The organism is Capnocytophaga sp. oral taxon 412 str. F0487 (genome assembly GCF_000271925.1).
GTDB classification, from domain to species: Bacteria; Bacteroidota; Bacteroidia; order Flavobacteriales; family Flavobacteriaceae; genus Capnocytophaga; species Capnocytophaga ochracea.
Genome location: NZ_AJZR01000060.1, coordinates 35,806 through 54,105, shown reverse-complemented (window position 1 = coordinate 54,105; position 18,300 = coordinate 35,806). Strand labels below are relative to the sequence as shown.

Here is an 18,300-nt window from a genome sequence, read left to right as displayed (position 1 = left end):
ACCGAAAATTAGCAACTTAAATATTTCTATTCCTTTAAGTTTTTTGCTATATTTATCGACTCCTGTTTCTTTTACAAGAAATTCTAACTCTTTATCTTCTATCTTAGAAAAGATATTTGAAATTCTTTTTCTATTCTTTATTATAGTGGTCATAACTTTTTTTTGCAAAGATAATACTTACACAGTATTCCTACAAAAAAACATAGTTAAAAATCAGTGCTTTATAAATCTTCCTTACAGTTTTGGTTTCAAACTTTGCCAAAGTGTATACCCCTAAAAGAGACATATCTGAGCTATCGAAAGAAAACGGAAAGGCTCGAAAGAAGAGAGGAAGGAATTTTGGTGAAAAAGGGGTGTAAGATGGGTGGGGGTAGCTTATAGAGAGCTTATAGGAAGCTTATACGAATCTTGGACGATTGGTATAGGAAGGGTGTATAAGTGATTGACTCATAGTGTAATACAGCGACATAAAAAATGGTAAAAACGGGGTTTCGAGGCGAAAGAAAAGGGAATAGGCACTAGGCCTTAGGCCATAGGCACTAGGAGGGAGTGTGACGGGGAAGCGAAAGAAACCTCCCCCTTTACACATACCCAGCTGTCGCTGTCTACCTTCAAGAGGGAAACTGTGGTGAGTTATTTATTTGGTAAGCCCCCGAACCCCCGAAGAGGGACAAGCTGGAAAAGGTGACAAACATCTCCCTAGCCCCCTCGAGGGCAGGGCTGTTACATAGAGTTACAATTGTTTGATTTATAATATATTAAATTCATAAGTTCTTTGAAATTAATGATACTCCATTCCATAGCTGACTTGATAGAGTCTTTTCCATTAAGACGAAATAGGTTAATTGATATATTTCTCATTATTGAAAGATTCTCAGGAGCATTACCTGATTTAGTCTTACTCTTGTCCTCTTTCATTTGTACATCTTTCACCCAGTGCAAACGATTTTCTATACCCCAATGAGAACGTATGTGATTAGCAAAGAAATCAGCCTTATTCTTAGCTACACTGCTAATATGGTAAACTATCTCTTTTGTCTGACCTTTCTTTGTTTTGACATAACGTGTTGTTTCTATAATTCGCTTTATACCAAACCATTCAGGAGAAATACCCTCTAAATTTTTATAAACTTTGGTAATACGCAATTCATCACGACCTCTTAGCAAAGAACACTCTTGGTAAGTGTGCATTAAATACTTTTTTGTAGCAACATTTGCTTTTATTTGCTCAAAAAGCTTTTTTTGATTACCTTTTACTTGTACTATGTAGTCATTTTTTGACTTTATAATAGTTTCAAGAGTTTTTTTGACAATGTAAGGCATCTAAAGTGATTATTTCACCTTGAATGTCTAAGGCTTGTAAGAGTCTTTGAACGGTATAAATTTCAGATTCTTTTTTGTTCTCTAATTTATCACAAGCTAATACAATGCCTCTTTGTGAAGCAAAAACACTTATCAATGAAACAAAATTCTGATAGTTATTTTGAGTGTCTTTAATAGTTCCTGCAATAGCTTTTCCATCAACAGCAAGTGTTTCACCTTGGCATATTGGTAAAAATTGGGCAGCCCACTGATTGAATTTTTGGGCAAAATCATCAAAATCAATTTCCATAAATATCCTTCTAATAGAGCCATATGTAGGTACTTTACAGAAAGTTAGATACTTTTTAAACTCCCATTGGTTTTCTTTGAGGAAACGGCCTATTTCTCGATAACCAGTATAACCTGACATTATTGCTGTTAGGCACATAATCAGGAAGTTAGGCATTTTATGGCGGATACCGCGTCTTTTTCTAGTATCCTCTATACTAGATAACATTTCTATCAGTGTCATAGACTTTTACATTTTATTGGAATGCAAAAATAGTAATTTAAAATAACTTACAAAACTTTGTAACAGCCCTGCCCTCGAGGGGGGAATATAGGGACGGAAAGAGAATGGGCCGATTGGGAAATTAGAGAATTAGAAAATTTGGAAATTAGCAAATTTGTTAATTTGCTAATTATTCTTACCTTTGCCCAAAATATGCAACAAAAAAGATGAACAAACTAAATAGGATACTGTTGCTTTTCGCTCTTCACTTTTCGCTCTTTACTTTTGCTCAAGAGAATAACGATGATGGAATGATAAGCACCCCACAAACGGCTACTGCTACCGATACGGAGGCAGACCTGCACTACCTCGAAGACCAATTTTACTTCGGTCTTACTTATGACTATTTGGCGGGTAAAGCAAATAACGTGGTGCAACACAACCTTTCAAGGGGGATTCACGTAGGTTTCATTCGCGACCTACCTATGAACAAAGCGCGTAATGTAGGCTTTGGGGTGGGCATAGGCTATGCTTACGATTTGGTGTACAACAATATGGTGGCTAACAAAACGGTTTCGGGCGTGAGCTATGAGATAGTAGAACGTTTCAGCGACCGGAACATCACTCGTAATTTCTTCGAGACGCATTCGATAGAAATACCCGTAGAGTTTCGCTTTCGCACCTCTACTCCTTACAGTCATAAGTTTTGGCGCGTGTATACAGGAGCGCGTTTTGCCTATATCTTCAACAGTAGAAGTTTATATACTGCCGATGGTGTTTCGATAGCTTTTCAGAACTCCGATATAGCTCATACGTTTCAAGTAAAGCCTTTTATTGCCTTTGGGTATAACGCCTTGAACTTCTATGTGCAGTACAATCTTACCCCTTTGCTGAAAGACGCTAAAACTACTGATGGCACGAGCCTCAAATCGAATGTGTTACAATTAGGATTACTTTTTTATATTTTATAATGGACGACCTAATTACACGTTGGCGACTCATCTTGGGTCAGGATTTGAATGCTTTGGGTGAGGTATCGCTCAATGAGCAACAATCGCTGATGGACGCCACGCTGGCTGCCCTCTACGACGATACTGAAGGCAACGGTAATAATGGAGGCAAACGCTCGGCAGGCTTAGGCAGTTCGTCACCCAACTTAGCTAAGTGGCTCACCGATGTGCGCTCGTTCTTTCCTCCCGATGTGGTAAGCGTGATTCAAAGTGATGCCATTGAGCGCAAAGGACTCACCAAACTACTATTTGAACCTGAAACCCTTAAAAACGTAAAGCCCGATATCTCTATGGTGGGCACTTTGATGGCGCTCAAAGGGCAAATACCTGCCAAATCTAAAAATACCGCACGCGAATTGGTGAAAGAGGTAGTCGATGAGATTATGAAGCGTATGGAGCAAGACCTACGCCGCGCTGTTACCGGTGCGCTCAACAAAAAAGCGCATACGCCTATTGCCAACTTCTCGTCGACCGACTGGAAGCGCACAATTCAGCGCAACCTCAAGAACTACGATACCGCTACCAAGCGACTTATTCCTGAAAAGTTCTATTTTTTTGAACGCACCCAGCGCCAAAAGAACTGGACAGTGATTTTGGACATCGACCAGAGTGGTTCGATGTGTGATTCGATTATATATTCGTCAGTAATGGGGTCTATCTTTGCGAGTATGCCAGCCCTTGATACGCACGTGGTAGTGTTTGATACAGAAGTAACCGACCTTACGGAAGTCTGTCGTGAAGACCCTGTGGATATGCTTTTTGGGGTACAGTTAGGAGGAGGGACAGACATTAATAAATCGGTGGCGTATTGCCAAACACTTATTGAGAATCCGCGCAAAACGATGTTTATTCTCATTTCTGACCTTTATGAAGGAGGTGTACGCGCCGGACTCTTGCGTCGCCTGAACGAGATGCACCAAGAAGGCGTAAAGGTATTGGTGCTCTTAGCCCTTTCTGACGGCGGTCGTCCTGATTACGATGAGAAACTCGGTAAAGAAATCAGCAAACTCGGCATCGCCTGCTTTGCCTGTACTCCTGACCGCCTTCCCGAACTCGTAGAGAACGCCCTCAAAGGGAATGACCTAAAGAAATTTGAGAGAACAAGTCGCACAGATAAGGAAGTGTAATAGCACTTTTGTGCTACCTATGAACTGAAAGAAGACCCTAAACAGAGTGCTACGGGTGTTTTTAAAGGAGAGCTATTCGTTAAATGGTATGTAGATAACAAAAACCGATTTTTGTATGACTATATAGGTGACGATTCCGACGGTGGAGCTGCCGAGTTTATGCCTACTGAAAAATATTACGAATATGGTTGGAAAAACTATACTCCTTAGACTTAACACAAATCAAAATTGAGATTGACTTATTAAGGGCGAATTGCAATTCGCCCCTACAGATTGGAAATAAAAGATTGATTATAAAAATAGGAGAAGATAAAGAAATACAGAGGGATAAAACTGAAATAAATACAACTTTTTACTATTCACTTTTAACATTTAACTCAATGAAAAAACATTCAAAAGTTTGGAACGAAACTAAAACACACGACGCTTGGTCGATATTTAAAATAATGGGAGAATTTGTACACGGCTATGAGCAGATGAGCTCCATAGGGCCTTGTGTATGTATTTTTGGTTCGGCACGTATTAAGCCTGAAACACCTTATTACGAACTCACTGTGCGTATTGCCCAAAAGATAGTAGATGAGGGCTTTGGTATTATCACCGGCGGTGGACCTGGTATTATGGAGGCGGGCAACAAAGGTGCACACCTGAATAAAGGTGTATCGGCAGGACTGAATATTGATTTACCTTTCGAGCAGACTAATAACTCTTATATCGACCACGACAAGAATATTAAATTCAACTACTTCTTTGCGCGCAAGGTGATGTTTGTAAAGTATTCTAAGGCATTTGTAGCAATGCCTGGAGGTTTTGGTACCCTCGACGAACTCTTTGAGACCCTCACTCTCGTGCAAACTTATAAGATAGACAAAATTCCTATTATTTTAGTCGGTACAGATTATTGGAGCGGACTTGTAGACTGGATAAAGAAGATATTATTAGAGAAATTTAATAATATTAGCGCTGAGGATTTGGATTTGTTTCACTTAGTAGATACTGAAGACGAAGTGATTAAAGTCATTGAAGATTTCTACAACAACAAACAACAGTTAAAACCAAATTTTTAGAAAATATTCCCTATATTTGCACTTTAAAAACAGTGACTATGAAGAAGTTTATCTCTTTATTACTTTTTAGCTTTTACTTGTTACCTGTTACCTTAACGGCACAGCAAGGCGGTATGTGGATTCCTTCGCTTTTGGAGGGTATGAATGCCAGAGAAATGAAGTCCTTAGGTATGAAAATGTCGGTGAGTGATATTTATAGCGTCAATAAGTCGAGCTTGAAAGACGCCGTGCCTCATTTCAATGGAGGCTGTACTGCCGAAATGATTTCGGATAAAGGGCTACTGCTCACTAATCACCATTGTGGTTACGGACAGATACAAGCGCATTCCTCAGTGCAAAACGATTACCTTACCGATGGTTTTTGGGCTAAAAATCTATCGGAAGAGTTGCCTAACAAGAATTTAGAAGTTACTTTTATTGTACGTATTGAAGATGTTACCCAAAAAGTACTCGCCGATACTCAAAACCTAAGTAGTGAGAGCGTTCGCGCCTCTCAGATAGAACGCAATATTGCCTCTTTGGTGAAAAACTCGCCTAAAGAAGCGTGGCAAGAGAATCGGGTTCGTGCTTTCTACGAGGGCAATCAGTATATCCTTTTTGTAGTAGAAACTTTTAAAGATGTGCGTTTAGTAGGTGCACCGCCTTCGGCTATAGGCAAATTCGGTTCGGATACCGATAATTGGGTATGGCCTCGCCATACGGGGGACTTCTCGCTTTTCCGTGTATACGCCGATAAAAACAACCGCCCCGCAACCTACTCCAAAGACAACGTGCCCTATCGCCCCAAACACTTCTTTCCTATCTCGTTAAAAGGCGTGAAAGCAGGCGATTTTACAATGGTCTTCGGTTATCCAGGTCGTACTGAAGAATATTTACCTGCCGTAGCAGTGGAACAAATTGTGAATGTATTGAATCCTGCTAAGATAGGCATTCGCGATGTGGTGCTCAAAGTGCAAGACGGCTTTATGCGCAACAGCAACGAAATAAAAATAAAATACGCCTCTAAATACGCCAGCGTTGCCAACTATTGGAAAAAGTGGATAGGTGAAACACAAGGTTTGAAAAAATCGGATGCGGTAGCTATCAAACGCGCTCAAGAACAGAAATTTCAAAAAGAGATAGAAAAAGCAGGTAAAACTGCTGAATATGGTTATATTTTACCTCAGTTTACTGAAAAATACGCTCAAATACAAGACTATGCTTTGGCAGTAGACCTCTTTTCGGAGTTGGTACAGCGCAATATCGACTTGCTGGCAAATGGCTATAAAATCCTTCAACTGCAAAATGCGCTGCACGAGAAAGGAACACAATCGTTCAACGACCGCAAGAAGAACCTTTTAAACAACTTTGAAACGGTATTTAAAAACTACGATGTGAATGTAGATAAAGCCGTATTTGAAAAAGCGGTAGTGTATTATGCTCAGGCGATGCCTAAAACGCTACTCTCGCCTAACTTACAGCAGTTTGAGATACACACACTGGCTGACAAACTCTATAAAGAGTCGTTTTTGGCTTCTAAAACCGAAATGGAAAAAGTACTCAACCTACCCGATGAAGTTTTTGAAAGGCGCCTCAAAAATGACATAGGCGTACAATTTGTACAGCAAATTGTCGCTCATTTCTACGGAACTGTAGTGCCTACTTACCGACAGTTGGACAGCGAGATTACCGCCTTACAGCGTACTTATATGAAGGCTATCTTGGAGTTCTCGAAACCTCAAGACCGCATTTTCCCTGATGCCAATAGCACTTTGCGCGTTACTTATGGCAAGGTAGCGGGTTACTCACCTTCGGATGCTATAACCTATGATTATATGACTTATTTAGACGGTGTAATGGAGAAATACGTGCCTAACGACTACGAATTTAATGTGCCCGCCAAACTGCGCGAGCTCTATGAGAAAAAAGACTATGGTATTTACGGCAAAAACGGCAAGATGCCTGTGTGTTTCGTAGCAACCAATCACACCACGGGAGGCAACTCGGGCAGTCCTGCGATAGACGCACAAGGTAACCTTATCGGTCTCAATTTCGACCGCGTGTGGGAAGGCACAATGAGCGATATCCACTACGACCCTAAAATATGTCGTAATATTATGGTAGATATTCGCTATGTGCTGTTTATCATTGATAAATACGCCGGAGCAGGGTATTTGCTAAATGAGATGAAGATAGTGAAATAATGGTTAATGATGAGTTGAAAACTCTGCCGAAGACTTTCTCTTACTGAAAAAGAAGATTGAAAAATTACCCTAAAAATACAGGTGAATATCAATCTAAAGAAAACGCACTCATCGATAAAGGCAAGGGCTTCTATTATTACAAAGTAGGAAATAAAGAGATTGCCGTTATGTATATTTCGCACCTTTTCATAATCAAACAGGTGTATAATGAATTAAAAGCTTCTTTTAATTCGTAAAACAATTCCCCGTGCTACAACAAAAAAACTCCGTTACAGCACCTCGCTATACCCGAGTTTATATATTTTTTGGTTATGTCGCTCACACTTACAGCTCTTTTCTGAGACGCGCTACGGGTATATCCATTTGTTCACGGTATTTGGCGATAGTGCGGCGCGCAATGGGGTAACCTTTCTCTTTGAGAAGCTGTGCCAATTCATCATCGGGGAGGGGTTTACTCTTGTCTTCCTTAGCGATGATATGTTGTAATATCTGCTTGATTTCACGGGTAGAAACATCTTCTCCTTGGTCGTTCTTCATAGATTCCGAAAAGAAATCTTTAATGAGTTTTGTACCGTAAGGGGTGGTTACGTATTTACTACTCGCTACCCGAGATACGGTAGAGATGTCCATACCTACCTTGTCGGCAATGTCTTTGAGAATAAGCGGTTTAATTTTGAGCTCATCACCTGTGAGGAAGTATTCGCGTTGGTGCTCCATAATAGCATTCATCGTGATGAGGAGCGTTTGTTGTCGCTGACGAATGGCATCTATAAACCACTTAGCCGAATCCAGCTTCTGTTTGATAAAGAACACTGCTTCTTTTTGTGAATTGCTCTTTTCCTTACTCTTCTTATAAGTATCGAGCATAGTACTATATTCCTTAGAAACGTGTAGTTCAGGAGCATTGCGTCCGTTGAGAGAGAGTTCCAACTCGTTATCTACCACTTTTACAGTAAAATCAGGGATAATTTGTTCTATATGGACATTGTTACCCACGTAGGAACTCCCAGGTTTAGGGTTTAGGCGTTCCACCTCTTGCACTGCTTCTTTCAGTTGTTCTTCAGTTACCAAAAAGCGTTGTTGCAGTTTGGTATAATGCTTTTTAGTGAATGCTTCAAAGGCTTCGGTAAGCATTTTGATTGCCAATTCTATCGCAGGTGTTTGTTTTTTGCGGCGCAGTTGTATAAGCAAGCACTCTTGCAAGTCCGATGCGCCTACTCCTGCAGGGTCTAATTGAAATATAATCTGTTGGCGTATTTGCTCTACGTGCTCCTCTTCGGTATAGATATTTTGAGTGAAAGCTAAGTCGTCGGTAAGGTCTTGAATAGAACGGCGTATATAGCCTGTATCGTCTATGCTACCCACGAGGAACTCAGCGATGAGGTAATCTTCATCCGAGAGGGTAAAGGTGTTCAATTGGTTGATAAGAGATTGGTGGAACGATACCTCTGCGCTGAAAGGAATATCGCGATCCTCATCGTCGTCGCTATAGTTATTAGCATGCAAGCGATAGTCGGGTATTTCGTCATCACTGAGGTATTCATCGATGTTGATATCGTCCATATCAATCACATCGTTATCGTTATATTCATCGACAGAGTTATCGAACTCATCGTGAAACTCATCGAGGGCATCTTCTTCGCGCCCTGATTCTAAAGCGGGGTTTTCTTCCATCTCTTGTTTCACGCGCTGTTCAAAGGCAAGAGTGGGGAGTTGCACGAGTTTCATCAGCTGTATTTGCTGAGGTGAGAGTTTCTGTGAGAGTTTAAGTTGTAAATTCTGTTTGAGCATTTCTTATGAGATAGGGCGCAAAGGTACGAAAATTATTTCTTTTTTATAATCCCCTTGACAATATGCCTTATTTTTTGTTTTTTCTTACGGATGTGATAGCTTCTGTTAACGTAAAAGAGAAGTCCTGCCAATCCTATAAAAATAACACCTAAAACAATTCCTAAATAAAGGGAAGATAGAAAAGTATTGAGATATAAAATCACTACACAAACGATTAAATTGATGAGTGCTAATAGTACACTTGCTTGTGAATGCGACAGTTTCATATAGTCAATCATCACGTGGTGGATATGACTGCGGTCGGCTTTAAAAGGTTGTCCGTGACGCAATAGGCGAGTGGTGAACACGCGGGTAGTATCAAAAAAAGGAATGAAAATAATTGCAAGAAGTACCCATATTTTATTTGTGGGGTGTATAATAGCACTTTCTAAGGCTTCAGTGTTTAGGGCAAAGAATTTAATAGCGAGAACTGCGATGAGAAAACCTGCAATCATAGAGCCTGTATCTCCCATAAAAACGCGTTTCCTTACCGATAGATTATAGCGTAAAAAGGCTAATAAAAAACCTATACATAGGATTGATAACAGGAAGTAGTAGTACAGTTGAGCATCGTAGAAAACGTAGGCAAAAATGCCAAAAATTACAATACCTACCATTGCAGCTGAGCCGTTAATACCATCGATAAGATTGTAAGAGTTTACAATCATCATCATCATACCACAGCTCATAAAAATAGAGAGCCAATATGGAATATCAGTAATGCCTAAGAAATTATCGAGAGTAGTGATTTTAAGCCCAGTTCCTAAGAAAAGCATCAGGGTAGCTATAATTTGACCTATAATTTTAGTACTAGGATTTACACCTACGAGGTCATCTTTTAAGCCAACGAAAAAGAGTACACCTACACCAGATAAGATGTTAATCCCTACATTGTCATTATCAAAAAAACGGAGTAAAAAGAGACTAAAAACTAAACTTACGAAGAAAGAAATACCTCCTAAGGTAGGTGTTTTTTCTTTATGTGAACTACGTGCATTAGGTTTATCCATTAGGTTTTTGTACTTTGACACGTATATAATACTTGGCAAAGAAAAGTATGCTACTCCCAAAGAGAGTAGAAAAACGCATATGGTTGTAAATCCTAAATTTTCTGAAAAGAAAGTAGTTATCATATTATAAAGGCAAGATTTTGGTGCAAAAATAATAAATATACTTTGAATGAGCAAGAATATCGTCAGTTATTTATAGTCAAGTACATCAAAATTAAACCTCAAAGAACTAATGTTTATAGTATCTAATTAGCATTATTGTTTTAGTGGTTCACATCTATGCTTCGCTACACCACCGATGTTCTTCACGTCCCACTGTATGGTCTGTACAAAAGGCTTTTGCCTAAATTGGCAGTCGATAGCACATATTTCGCAAGAAAAAGGTTTGCAATAGTCTAAGTGAAAGTTGAATTCTATAGTTCTATCTACTTTTTCTGCTAATAGATGAATCACCTTTTCCATTTCTTGATGCGCTTCTTTTAAAGAATAATAGTAAGGCAGAGTGATATGTGCATCAATGTGCAGGTGTGCCCCAAACTGCTGAATGCGCATATTGTGAATGTCTATCCATTCGGTTTTGCGATTTGCTTGTAAGATAGCTATCAATTCAGCAAAGAGCGCTTCATCGCGTTCATCCATAATACCGCTGAGGGCTTTGCGCACTATCTTCCAGCCTATCACAATGATATAACTACCAAAACCAATAGCGATTAGAGGGTCGAGCCATAACCAACCGGTGAAATGCACCAATAGTAAGCTCAATACAATTGCCGAAGTCGCAAAAGTATCCGATTGCAGATGCTTACCTGCACTCATCAGCACTAATGAGTTTTCTTTCTTTCCCTTTTGATAAGAAATATACCCCATAGCGTAATTCACTATGGCGGTAGACCCGAAAAGGGCAATTCCCCAGCCTAATTTATCGAGATGTATTCCCTTTATGAGTGACGAAAAGGCTTCGATGAGAATAAGTACCCCAGCGATGGCGATGAGCATCCCCTCAATACCAGCGGTAACAAACTCTACCTTGCCGTGTCCATAAGGGTGGTCGGTATCGCGAGGTTTGTTGCAGAGGTATAGCGAATAGAGCCCCATAAAGGCGGCAATAATATTCACAATGCTCTCCATCGTGTCCGAAAAAATAGCGTTAGAATTGGTAATGTACCACGCTATCAACTTCACGATGAAGAGCAATATTCCTATAAAAGTAACGAGCTTCTGAAACTGAAAACTTTTCACCCTCTAATTTCTGATTTCTACTTCCTAACTTCTAAACTCTAACCTCCGCTGCCTCCAGCAAGAAATTGTGCATATCGGTATTGCGTATAAAAGGTTTAAGTCGCTCGCTACCTGGTCCATACATTGCCAATTCGGTGTAATCCGATGAGTGATCCATACTTATCCAGCCTACCGAAGTATGTGCTTTTTGTATTTCGGCAAACAATCGGTAAGGCAGATGTTTGTAGTTGTACAAGCCGTCTTCTTTTCTTTCGGTTTTAGCGTAATAGCCTAAGAGTTCTTTAGCTTGTTCCTCACTGATGTTCATTCCACCACAGTATTGAGCTACGTGCTCACGCACTTTGGCTACCGAGTCGTTAGAGTTGATTTGTTGTAATATCCAGTCGTTAGAATGGGTGAAGTTTTGCAATCTGTCGAAGTTGTCGTTACAATCTTTGCCGTAGATGAGTCCAGGGTTGGCATTGCCGTGGTCGGAAGTAAGCACTACAAGAGTGTTGCCATCGGCTTTTGCAAAATCAAGGGCTACTTTTATAGCCTCGTCAAAAGCTACTTGGTCGTACAGCAAAGCCCCTATATCATTGCCGTGTGCCGCCCAGTCTACTTTACCCCCTTCTACTTGTATTACAAAGCCATTAGGGTGACTTTTAAGTTGGTCGATAGCCTTAGCAGTCATCTCGGCAAGAGTAGGCGATTTAGCTTGTTCTTCACTGCTTTGAGCGCGGTCGATAGAGTAGGGGAGGGCATCTTCAGCAAAGAGCCCATAGAGAGGTTTATTAGTAGGTGCTTTCAGCATTTCACCGCGAGTGCGAGCTACCGTATAACCTTTCTTTTTGAGAACAGCAAAGAGGTCTTTTTTGTCCTTGCGATGGGCAGGGTCAAAGTATTTGCTACCGCCGCCTAACATCACATCGAAGCCTAATTCGGTGTAGTTGAGAGCTATCTCGTCCATAGCATTACGGCTCTTACTCCACGTACAGAAGCCTGCCGGAGTGGCGTGATTTACCATTACGGTAGTGATACACCCCACTTTCTTGCCTGCTTTTTTGAACTTTTGTAAGATAGGCATATTCTCTTTGCCATCCGGACTGATATTTAGGCTACCGTTCTTTACACGTACTCCACCGCCCCAAGACGAACTCGCTGCTGAGGAGTCGGTGACTACCGAACTTGCCGAAGCCATATCCATTACAGCGCGCTGTGCGAGGTTATTTTCATACAATCCTATCCAGCTGGAAGGGCGACCGAATTTGCGTTTTAGGTACAGGTCAGCCATTACCAAAGTGCCGAAACTCATACCGTCACTCACCATAAAGATGATGTTTTTAGTGAGTTTGTTTTTATGGGCTTCCCCAAGGGTTTGCGCTTGTAAATCGAATGAAGGAAGTACTAAGCCTCCTAAAGCTGCTAAAGCCCCACGTTTAAAAAATGCTCTTCTTTTCATATCTTGTTAATTGTTAATTATCAATTGTTAATTGTTAAAGCATTCCACCCTTTCGCTATAATCGGTATAAACTGTCCCGCACGAGTGATGAGGTTTACCCCTTCACTTTTATCGGTGATGTAACCTATGACCGTGAAATTGGGATTGCCTTTTATCTTATCGTAATCTGCTTGGGCAATAGTAAACAGCAGTTCGTAATCTTCGCCTCCGCTCAAGGCTATGGTAGTGCTATCTAAATTGAACTCCTCACAAGTACTAATCACTTGTGGGTCAAGCGGTATTTTGTCTTCATATAACCTACAACCTACCCCCGATTGTTTGCAAATGTGCAAGAGCTCTGACGACAATCCGTCGCTTACATCCATCATAGCAGTAGGTTTTACACCTAATTGTTTTAGCAGTGGCGGAATGTCCTTGCGGGCTTCAGGTTTGAGCTGGCGTTCCAAAATGTAAGAATACATCTCTATATCCGGTTGAGAGTTAGGGTTTACCTGAAAGACCGCCTTTTCGCGTTCCAATATCTGCAAACCCATATAGGCACCCCCTATATCGCCCGTGAGTACCACAAGGTCGTTAGGTTGTGCTCCGTTGCGATATACTAAGTCCGATGCTTTCGCTTCACCTATCGCCGTTACCGAGATGATGAGTCCACGTGTAGACGAGGTCGTGTCGCCTCCTACTAAGTCTACCTTATAATGCTCGCAGGCTAGGCGAATGCCTGCATAGAACTCTTCTAAGGCTTCTAACGGAAAGCGATTAGATACAGCTATCGATACCGTTATTTGGGTAGCCGTAGCGTTCATCGCATAGATATCCGATACGTTCACTACTACCGACTTGTATCCTAAATGCTTCAGCGGTACATAGCTAAGGTCGAAATGTACACCTTCAATAAGCAGGTCGGTAGAGACGACAGTTTTTTTATTTTTAAAATCCATTACCGCCGCATCGTCGCCTACGCCTTTAAGAGTGGAAGGATTGTGAATTTCAAATCCCTCCGTTAGGCGGTCGATGAGTCCAAATTCACCCAAATCGGCTAATGAGGTACGGTGAGGCGTTTTATCTTCTATCATTTAGCAAAATAGTTTAAAGCAATTACCACCCCAAGGTGCATTCCCTCGTGAGTATTGTTGAAATGTATCGCATCTTCAATGCAGGTAAGCGCATAGCCATAGCTGGTAGTGTAAGGAGTAAAATTAGTGAATACCCCACGCTCGTAGTCGGCTTGCAGTTGTTTTTGGCTGCTGATGAGCAGACTGCGCAATTCTTGAATTTCCTCAGCGGTAGGAATGTGTCCATCGGGATAAGTACCTTTTTTATAAGTATCTACAAAAGTTTCGGGTACAACAAAATTGAGTCCTGATAGTTTGTAGCAGAGTATTTGTTGTTGCGCCACGCAGTGAGCGATGTTCCACCAGATGTTATTGTGAAATCCAGTAGGGATTTGCGCTAACTGTTCGGGACTTACATTCTCCAAATAAGTTAAAAGATTGTTGCGGGTTGCCACGTGTAAGGCAAATACTTGTTCTGTCATATAGTTGTTAGTTTTTTGTCATTAGTTATTATCATTAGTGTCAATCGAGAGTAGGAGAATTAATGTATTGTTTCACTGTAAATTATATAACTCGTCTATAATGATTATCGTCAATTCCTCCTTTCGAGGGTTATCAGCAATTGCCAACTAAGTGAATTAGAGAGTAGGTTTTATCACTTTTCCCGTCACCACATTCCCCCTTCGAAGGAAGTTAGCATTCGTCATTCCTTCCCTTTTCCGTCACCACATTCCCCCTCTCCCTGGGAGAGGGACGGGGTGAGGATTCCTTTTCTTTCGCCTCGAAACCCTGTTTTTAACATTTTTAGCACTGTTGTATCGTGTTATAAGTCAATTATTTATATACCCTTTCTATACCAATCGTCCAAGATTCATATAAGGTTCCTATAAGCTCTCTATAAGCTGACCATACCCTCCTTACAGCCTTTTCTCACCAAAAAAACCTTCAGTCCCGTTCCGAAAACCTCCGTTTCCTTCCGAGCGCTCCTAACAGTCCTAACACATCGCTTTTGCGGTACGCACTTTGCCAAAGTTTGAAACTTTGGCAAAGTTGAATAAACTGACAATCCCTCCGCTAGCGCCTTTCTTTTAAGCTCCTCCTCATTTTCTAATTCTCTAATTTTCTAATTTCCAAATTTTCTCATTTCCTCATTCGTCAATAATTCATAACTATCATCCAAAGGCAAAGGTACAAAAAATACTTTGAAGAAAGAAAAGAATTTCAAAAAGATTTGTATTTTTGCCCGCAAATTTATAAAGAATATTATGTATCAACTAATTAAACAGACACATTCACTATGTGCTTATTTAGTATTGGCAGTGCTTATCATAGCAGTTATCAATGCGATTATCGGATTTTTTGGCAAAAGAAAATACTTTGGAATAAAAGACCTCCGCTTGAGTTTGTTTGCTCTGGTATTCTCTCATATTCAATTATTATTGGGCTTATTAGTCTATGTAACTACCCCTCGTTTGCAGATGTGGAGTGAGGGAGCTAGAGTGGTGATGAAAGACAGCTTATTGCGCCAATTATTGGTGGAGCACCCTATGATAAATATCATAGCAGTAACGCTGATTACTGTGGGCTGGGTAAAACTTAAAAAACAGACAGAAGTGCGTAAGATGTATGGCAAAATAGCCTTGTTTTACGGTATTGCACTGGTGTGCTTGCTCTCGATGATTCCTTGGAAGCTATGGTGGTCTGTATAAGAAAAAAAGTCCGATAATAATATCGGACTTTTCCATTAACCAACCAAAACTTTAAATTATGAAAACTATTATTTGAAGTTTTACAATGAGCTACCACCCTCATTGCGCTGACAAAGGTACGGCAAATTTTTGAATTACCAAAGAAAAAACCGATTTTAACAAAACTTTATTACTGTTTTAACGATACTTTTACACTGCAAAAAGAGAGCGTTAAGCGGTGATGTTGAGGTTTATATATTTAGAAATCAGTAATATATTTGCTCCTACCGGATAATAGTAAGATTGTATTAAATGAAACTCCTGAAATACACCTTTTGGCTCTTGTGGAAGAGCTGGTTTTACTTGCTTGTACTCATTCTTATTCTCCTGTGGTTGCCCTTGTTGTTTATTCTTACAGCACGGGCAGAATGGTATCGCTCATTTTATTGGGTAGCCCGAAACTTATGGGCAACGCCTATATTGTATGGTATGGGCTTTTTACCGAAAATACATAGGGAATATACCGTGCCTAACGACCGCCATAGCTATATGCTGGTCGCCAATCATTACAGTATGATGGACATAATGCTGATGTTCTACTGTAGTAAAAATCCGTTTGTATTTGTAGGGAAGAAGGAACTGAGCAAGACGCTATTGTTTGGTTATTTCTACAAACGTGTTGCCATAATGGTAGAAAGAAAGAGTCCGAAGAGTAGAAAGGAGGTTTATGCCCAAACGATGGAGAGAATAAAGGCAGGGCTGAGTATTTGTATTTTTCCCGAAGGAGGTGTCCCCGATGATGAGAGTATAGTACTCGATAGTTTTAAGGACGGGGCTTTTCGCATTGCGATAGAATGCCAAATTCCCATAGTGCCAATGGTATTCTACGATACTAAAAGACGCTTTCCCTTCCGCTTCTTTGCCGGCAGTATGGGCACAATGCGAGTAGATATATTGCGCTCTATTCCTACCCAAGGCAAAACCCTTGACGATAAAGACGCTTTACGCGAAGAAGTACGTTCTCTTATTTTACAACGCCTTACCGTTGCGTAAGTCGGGCGACATATTTACCAATCACATCAAATTCTAAATTTACAACACTACCTATTTGTAAATGTTGCAGATTGGTATGTGCTAAAGTATAGGGGATTACTGCTACACTGAAACTATGGGAAGTCGCATCTATTACCGTTAGGCTTACACCATTCACAGTAATAGAGCCTTTTTCAATTACCACATTGCCAGTAGAGGGGTCGTACTCAAAAGTAAAACGGGTGCTACCTGCTTCTTCTTGGATAGCACTACAAGTACCCGTTTGGTCGATGTGACCTTGCACGATATGTCCGTCTAAGCGTGTGTTGAGAAGCATACCGCGCTCTAAGTTTACCGCATCACCCACTTGCAAACTGCCCAAGTGGGTTTTGGCAAGAGTTTCGGCAATAGCGGTTACTCGGTATACATCGCCATCGATAGCCACTACCGTGAGACATACCCCATTATGGGCAACACTTTGGTCTATTTTTAGTTCATTTGTAAACGAACTTTTTACGTATAAATGCAGATTCGCCTCTTCGCGTTCTATCTGTACGATTTTACCTATTTCTTCTATAATTCCTGTGAACATAAAGTTAATTAGCAAATTTTCTCATTTCCTCATTCTCTAATTTCCTCATTTCCTCATTTTCTCATTTTCTCATTTCCTCATTTTCTAATCCAGTTCTCCTGTCAATTCTGCAAACGCTACATTGGCTCTTTTGCCTTCGTATAACACTTTGTAGACGGCATCGAGTATGGGTGTGCGACTTGGTTTTTCTTGATTTTTGTTAATGAGGTAAGCGCTTTTGGTGGCGTAATAACCTTCGGCTACCATATTCATTTCAGCCATTGTACTCTTTACAGTATAGCCTTTACCTATCATTGTGCCGAACATACGATTGCGACTAAAAAGCGAGTAGGCGGTTACGAGTAAATCACCTAAATAAGCGGAGTTGTTGATATTTCGTTTGATTTTGTAAATATGCTTGATGTAGCGTCGCATCTCTCGAATGGCGTTGCTCATCAACACACTTTGGAAGTTATCGCCATAGCCCAATCCGTGGGCAATACCCGCAGCAAGGGCATAAATGTTCTTCAGCATAGCAGCGTATTCAATACCTACCACATCGTCGGATATTTTGGTCTTTACATAATGGCGTTTCATTGCTTCAGCCATAAAGCGCGCTTTTTCCTCATCGAGACAGGCAATAGTGAGGTACGACAGACGTTCGAGAGCTACCTCTTCGGCGTGGCAAGGACCTGCTATAACGCCTATCTGTGCATAAGGTACGTGATGTATTTTGTTGAAATACTCACCTACTATAAGTCCGCTTTTAGGTTCAATACCTTTGATAGCAGAAAATATATTTTTATTAGATAGCGGTTCGGTGAGTTTTTCTAATTCGTCACTCAAGAAAGCTGAAGGGATAGAAAAGACGACATAATCGCTGAAAGCTACCGCCTCGTTGATGTCGTTGGTGAGGTGTAGCTTGCTGATGTTTAAATGTACATCGCTAAGGTAGTTAGGATTGTGTTTGGTCGCTTTGATGTGCTCAATAGCCTGTTCATTGCGCATATACCAACACACTTGGTCGATATTGGCGGTAAAAATCTTAATCAGAGCCGTTGCCCAACTTCCTCCCCCGATAACTGATATTTTGGTTTCCACAATTCTTAGCTATTATTATTTTGGGGCAAAGGTACGAAAATAATGCTGTATTACCAAAAAGTGCCTACTAAAACCACAGACCAAACATACCAAAAGAGGAAATATAGCTTATGCTATATAAATTATGTGAAAATCA

General features: G+C 40.6%; 15 protein-coding genes and 1 pseudogene. 7 read left to right on the top strand and 9 right to left on the bottom strand.

Going from position 1 to position 18,300, the window contains the following annotated elements; translation table 11 throughout:
* Positions 1 to 723: 723 nt before the first annotated feature.
* A pseudogene (locus HMPREF1321_RS12455) lies at positions 724 to 1,819 on the bottom strand (ISAs1 family transposase).
* A gap of 221 nt (positions 1,820 to 2,040) precedes the next feature.
* Here HMPREF1321_RS12455 and HMPREF1321_RS10335 point away from each other — a divergent pair.
* From HMPREF1321_RS10335 to HMPREF1321_RS10315, 5 genes are all read left to right on the top strand, one after another.
* Entirely contained in the window at positions 2,041 to 2,784 is a 744-nt protein-coding gene (locus tag HMPREF1321_RS10335; RefSeq protein WP_009422519.1) for a porin family protein, read from the top strand.
* Positions 2,784 to 3,950, top strand: coding sequence for a VWA domain-containing protein (locus tag HMPREF1321_RS10330; RefSeq protein ID WP_009422539.1), 1,167 nt, complete (start codon positions 2,784 to 2,786; stop codon positions 3,948 to 3,950). The genes HMPREF1321_RS10335 and HMPREF1321_RS10330 overlap by 1 nt, the downstream gene beginning before the upstream one ends.
* Before the next feature lie 380 nt (positions 3,951 to 4,330).
* Positions 4,331 to 5,017 carry a TIGR00730 family Rossman fold protein gene (locus HMPREF1321_RS10325; RefSeq protein ID WP_009410398.1) on the top strand — a complete coding sequence of 229 codons (687 nt, stop codon included), beginning with the start codon at positions 4,331 to 4,333 and terminating at the stop codon, positions 5,015 to 5,017.
* A gap of 38 nt (positions 5,018 to 5,055) precedes the next feature.
* Positions 5,056 to 7,200: a S46 family peptidase gene (locus HMPREF1321_RS10320; RefSeq protein WP_009422511.1), complete on the top strand. Its 2,145-nt coding sequence runs from the start codon at positions 5,056 to 5,058 to the stop codon at positions 7,198 to 7,200.
* A gap of 56 nt (positions 7,201 to 7,256) precedes the next feature.
* Positions 7,257 to 7,436, top strand: a complete 180-nt coding sequence (locus HMPREF1321_RS10315) for a hypothetical protein (RefSeq protein WP_009422507.1) — start codon at positions 7,257 to 7,259, stop codon at positions 7,434 to 7,436.
* An 88-nt stretch (positions 7,437 to 7,524) separates the two neighbouring features.
* On the opposite strand, the gene rpoN is transcribed toward HMPREF1321_RS10315, so the two are convergent.
* The 6 genes from rpoN to HMPREF1321_RS10285 all read right to left on the bottom strand — a co-directional run bounded on the left by rpoN (position 7,525) and on the right by HMPREF1321_RS10285 (position 14,254).
* Positions 7,525 to 8,991 (bottom strand): RNA polymerase factor sigma-54, encoded by a 1,467-nt coding sequence (rpoN, locus tag HMPREF1321_RS10310; protein ID WP_009422527.1) that lies wholly within the window; start codon positions 8,989 to 8,991, stop codon positions 7,525 to 7,527.
* 32 nt (positions 8,992 to 9,023) lie between these two features.
* Positions 9,024 to 10,163: a glycosyltransferase family 4 protein gene (locus HMPREF1321_RS10305; protein ID WP_198003467.1), complete on the bottom strand. Its 1,140-nt coding sequence runs from the start codon at positions 10,161 to 10,163 to the stop codon at positions 9,024 to 9,026.
* A gap of 132 nt (positions 10,164 to 10,295) precedes the next feature.
* Positions 10,296 to 11,279 carry a cation diffusion facilitator family transporter gene (locus HMPREF1321_RS10300; RefSeq protein WP_009422505.1) on the bottom strand — a complete coding sequence of 328 codons (984 nt, stop codon included), beginning with the start codon at positions 11,277 to 11,279 and terminating at the stop codon, positions 10,296 to 10,298.
* A 31-nt stretch (positions 11,280 to 11,310) separates the two neighbouring features.
* A complete protein-coding gene (locus HMPREF1321_RS10295) occupies positions 11,311 to 12,720 on the bottom strand; it encodes an alkaline phosphatase (RefSeq protein WP_009422508.1) in 1,410 nt (469 codons plus the stop codon).
* A 20-nt stretch (positions 12,721 to 12,740) separates the two neighbouring features.
* Positions 12,741 to 13,793, bottom strand: coding sequence for a thiamine-phosphate kinase (gene thiL, locus HMPREF1321_RS10290; RefSeq protein WP_009422542.1), 1,053 nt, complete (start codon positions 13,791 to 13,793; stop codon positions 12,741 to 12,743).
* Positions 13,790 to 14,254 carry a DinB family protein gene (locus tag HMPREF1321_RS10285; protein WP_009422536.1) on the bottom strand — a complete coding sequence of 155 codons (465 nt, stop codon included), beginning with the start codon at positions 14,252 to 14,254 and terminating at the stop codon, positions 13,790 to 13,792. The genes thiL and HMPREF1321_RS10285 overlap by 4 nt, the downstream gene beginning before the upstream one ends.
* Positions 14,255 to 15,037: 783 nt before the next feature.
* Here HMPREF1321_RS10285 and HMPREF1321_RS10280 point away from each other — a divergent pair.
* Both HMPREF1321_RS10280 and HMPREF1321_RS10275 read left to right on the top strand, forming a co-directional pair.
* Positions 15,038 to 15,481 carry a hypothetical protein gene (locus HMPREF1321_RS10280; RefSeq protein ID WP_034576031.1) on the top strand — a complete coding sequence of 148 codons (444 nt, stop codon included), beginning with the start codon at positions 15,038 to 15,040 and terminating at the stop codon, positions 15,479 to 15,481.
* Between the two features lie 291 nt (positions 15,482 to 15,772).
* Positions 15,773 to 16,513, top strand: coding sequence for a lysophospholipid acyltransferase family protein (locus HMPREF1321_RS10275; RefSeq protein WP_009422510.1), 741 nt, complete (start codon positions 15,773 to 15,775; stop codon positions 16,511 to 16,513).
* On the opposite strand, the gene HMPREF1321_RS10270 is transcribed toward HMPREF1321_RS10275, so the two are convergent.
* Both HMPREF1321_RS10270 and HMPREF1321_RS10265 read right to left on the bottom strand, forming a co-directional pair.
* On the bottom strand, positions 16,500 to 17,084 hold the full coding sequence (locus tag HMPREF1321_RS10270; protein ID WP_009422503.1) for a riboflavin synthase: 585 nt from the start codon (positions 17,082 to 17,084) through the stop codon (positions 16,500 to 16,502). The two genes, HMPREF1321_RS10275 and HMPREF1321_RS10270, sit on opposite strands and share 14 nt — an antisense overlap.
* 84 nt (positions 17,085 to 17,168) lie before the next feature.
* Positions 17,169 to 18,164: an NAD(P)H-dependent glycerol-3-phosphate dehydrogenase gene (locus tag HMPREF1321_RS10265; RefSeq protein ID WP_009419227.1), complete on the bottom strand. Its 996-nt coding sequence runs from the start codon at positions 18,162 to 18,164 to the stop codon at positions 17,169 to 17,171.
* Between the last annotated feature and the right edge of the window lie 136 nt (positions 18,165 to 18,300).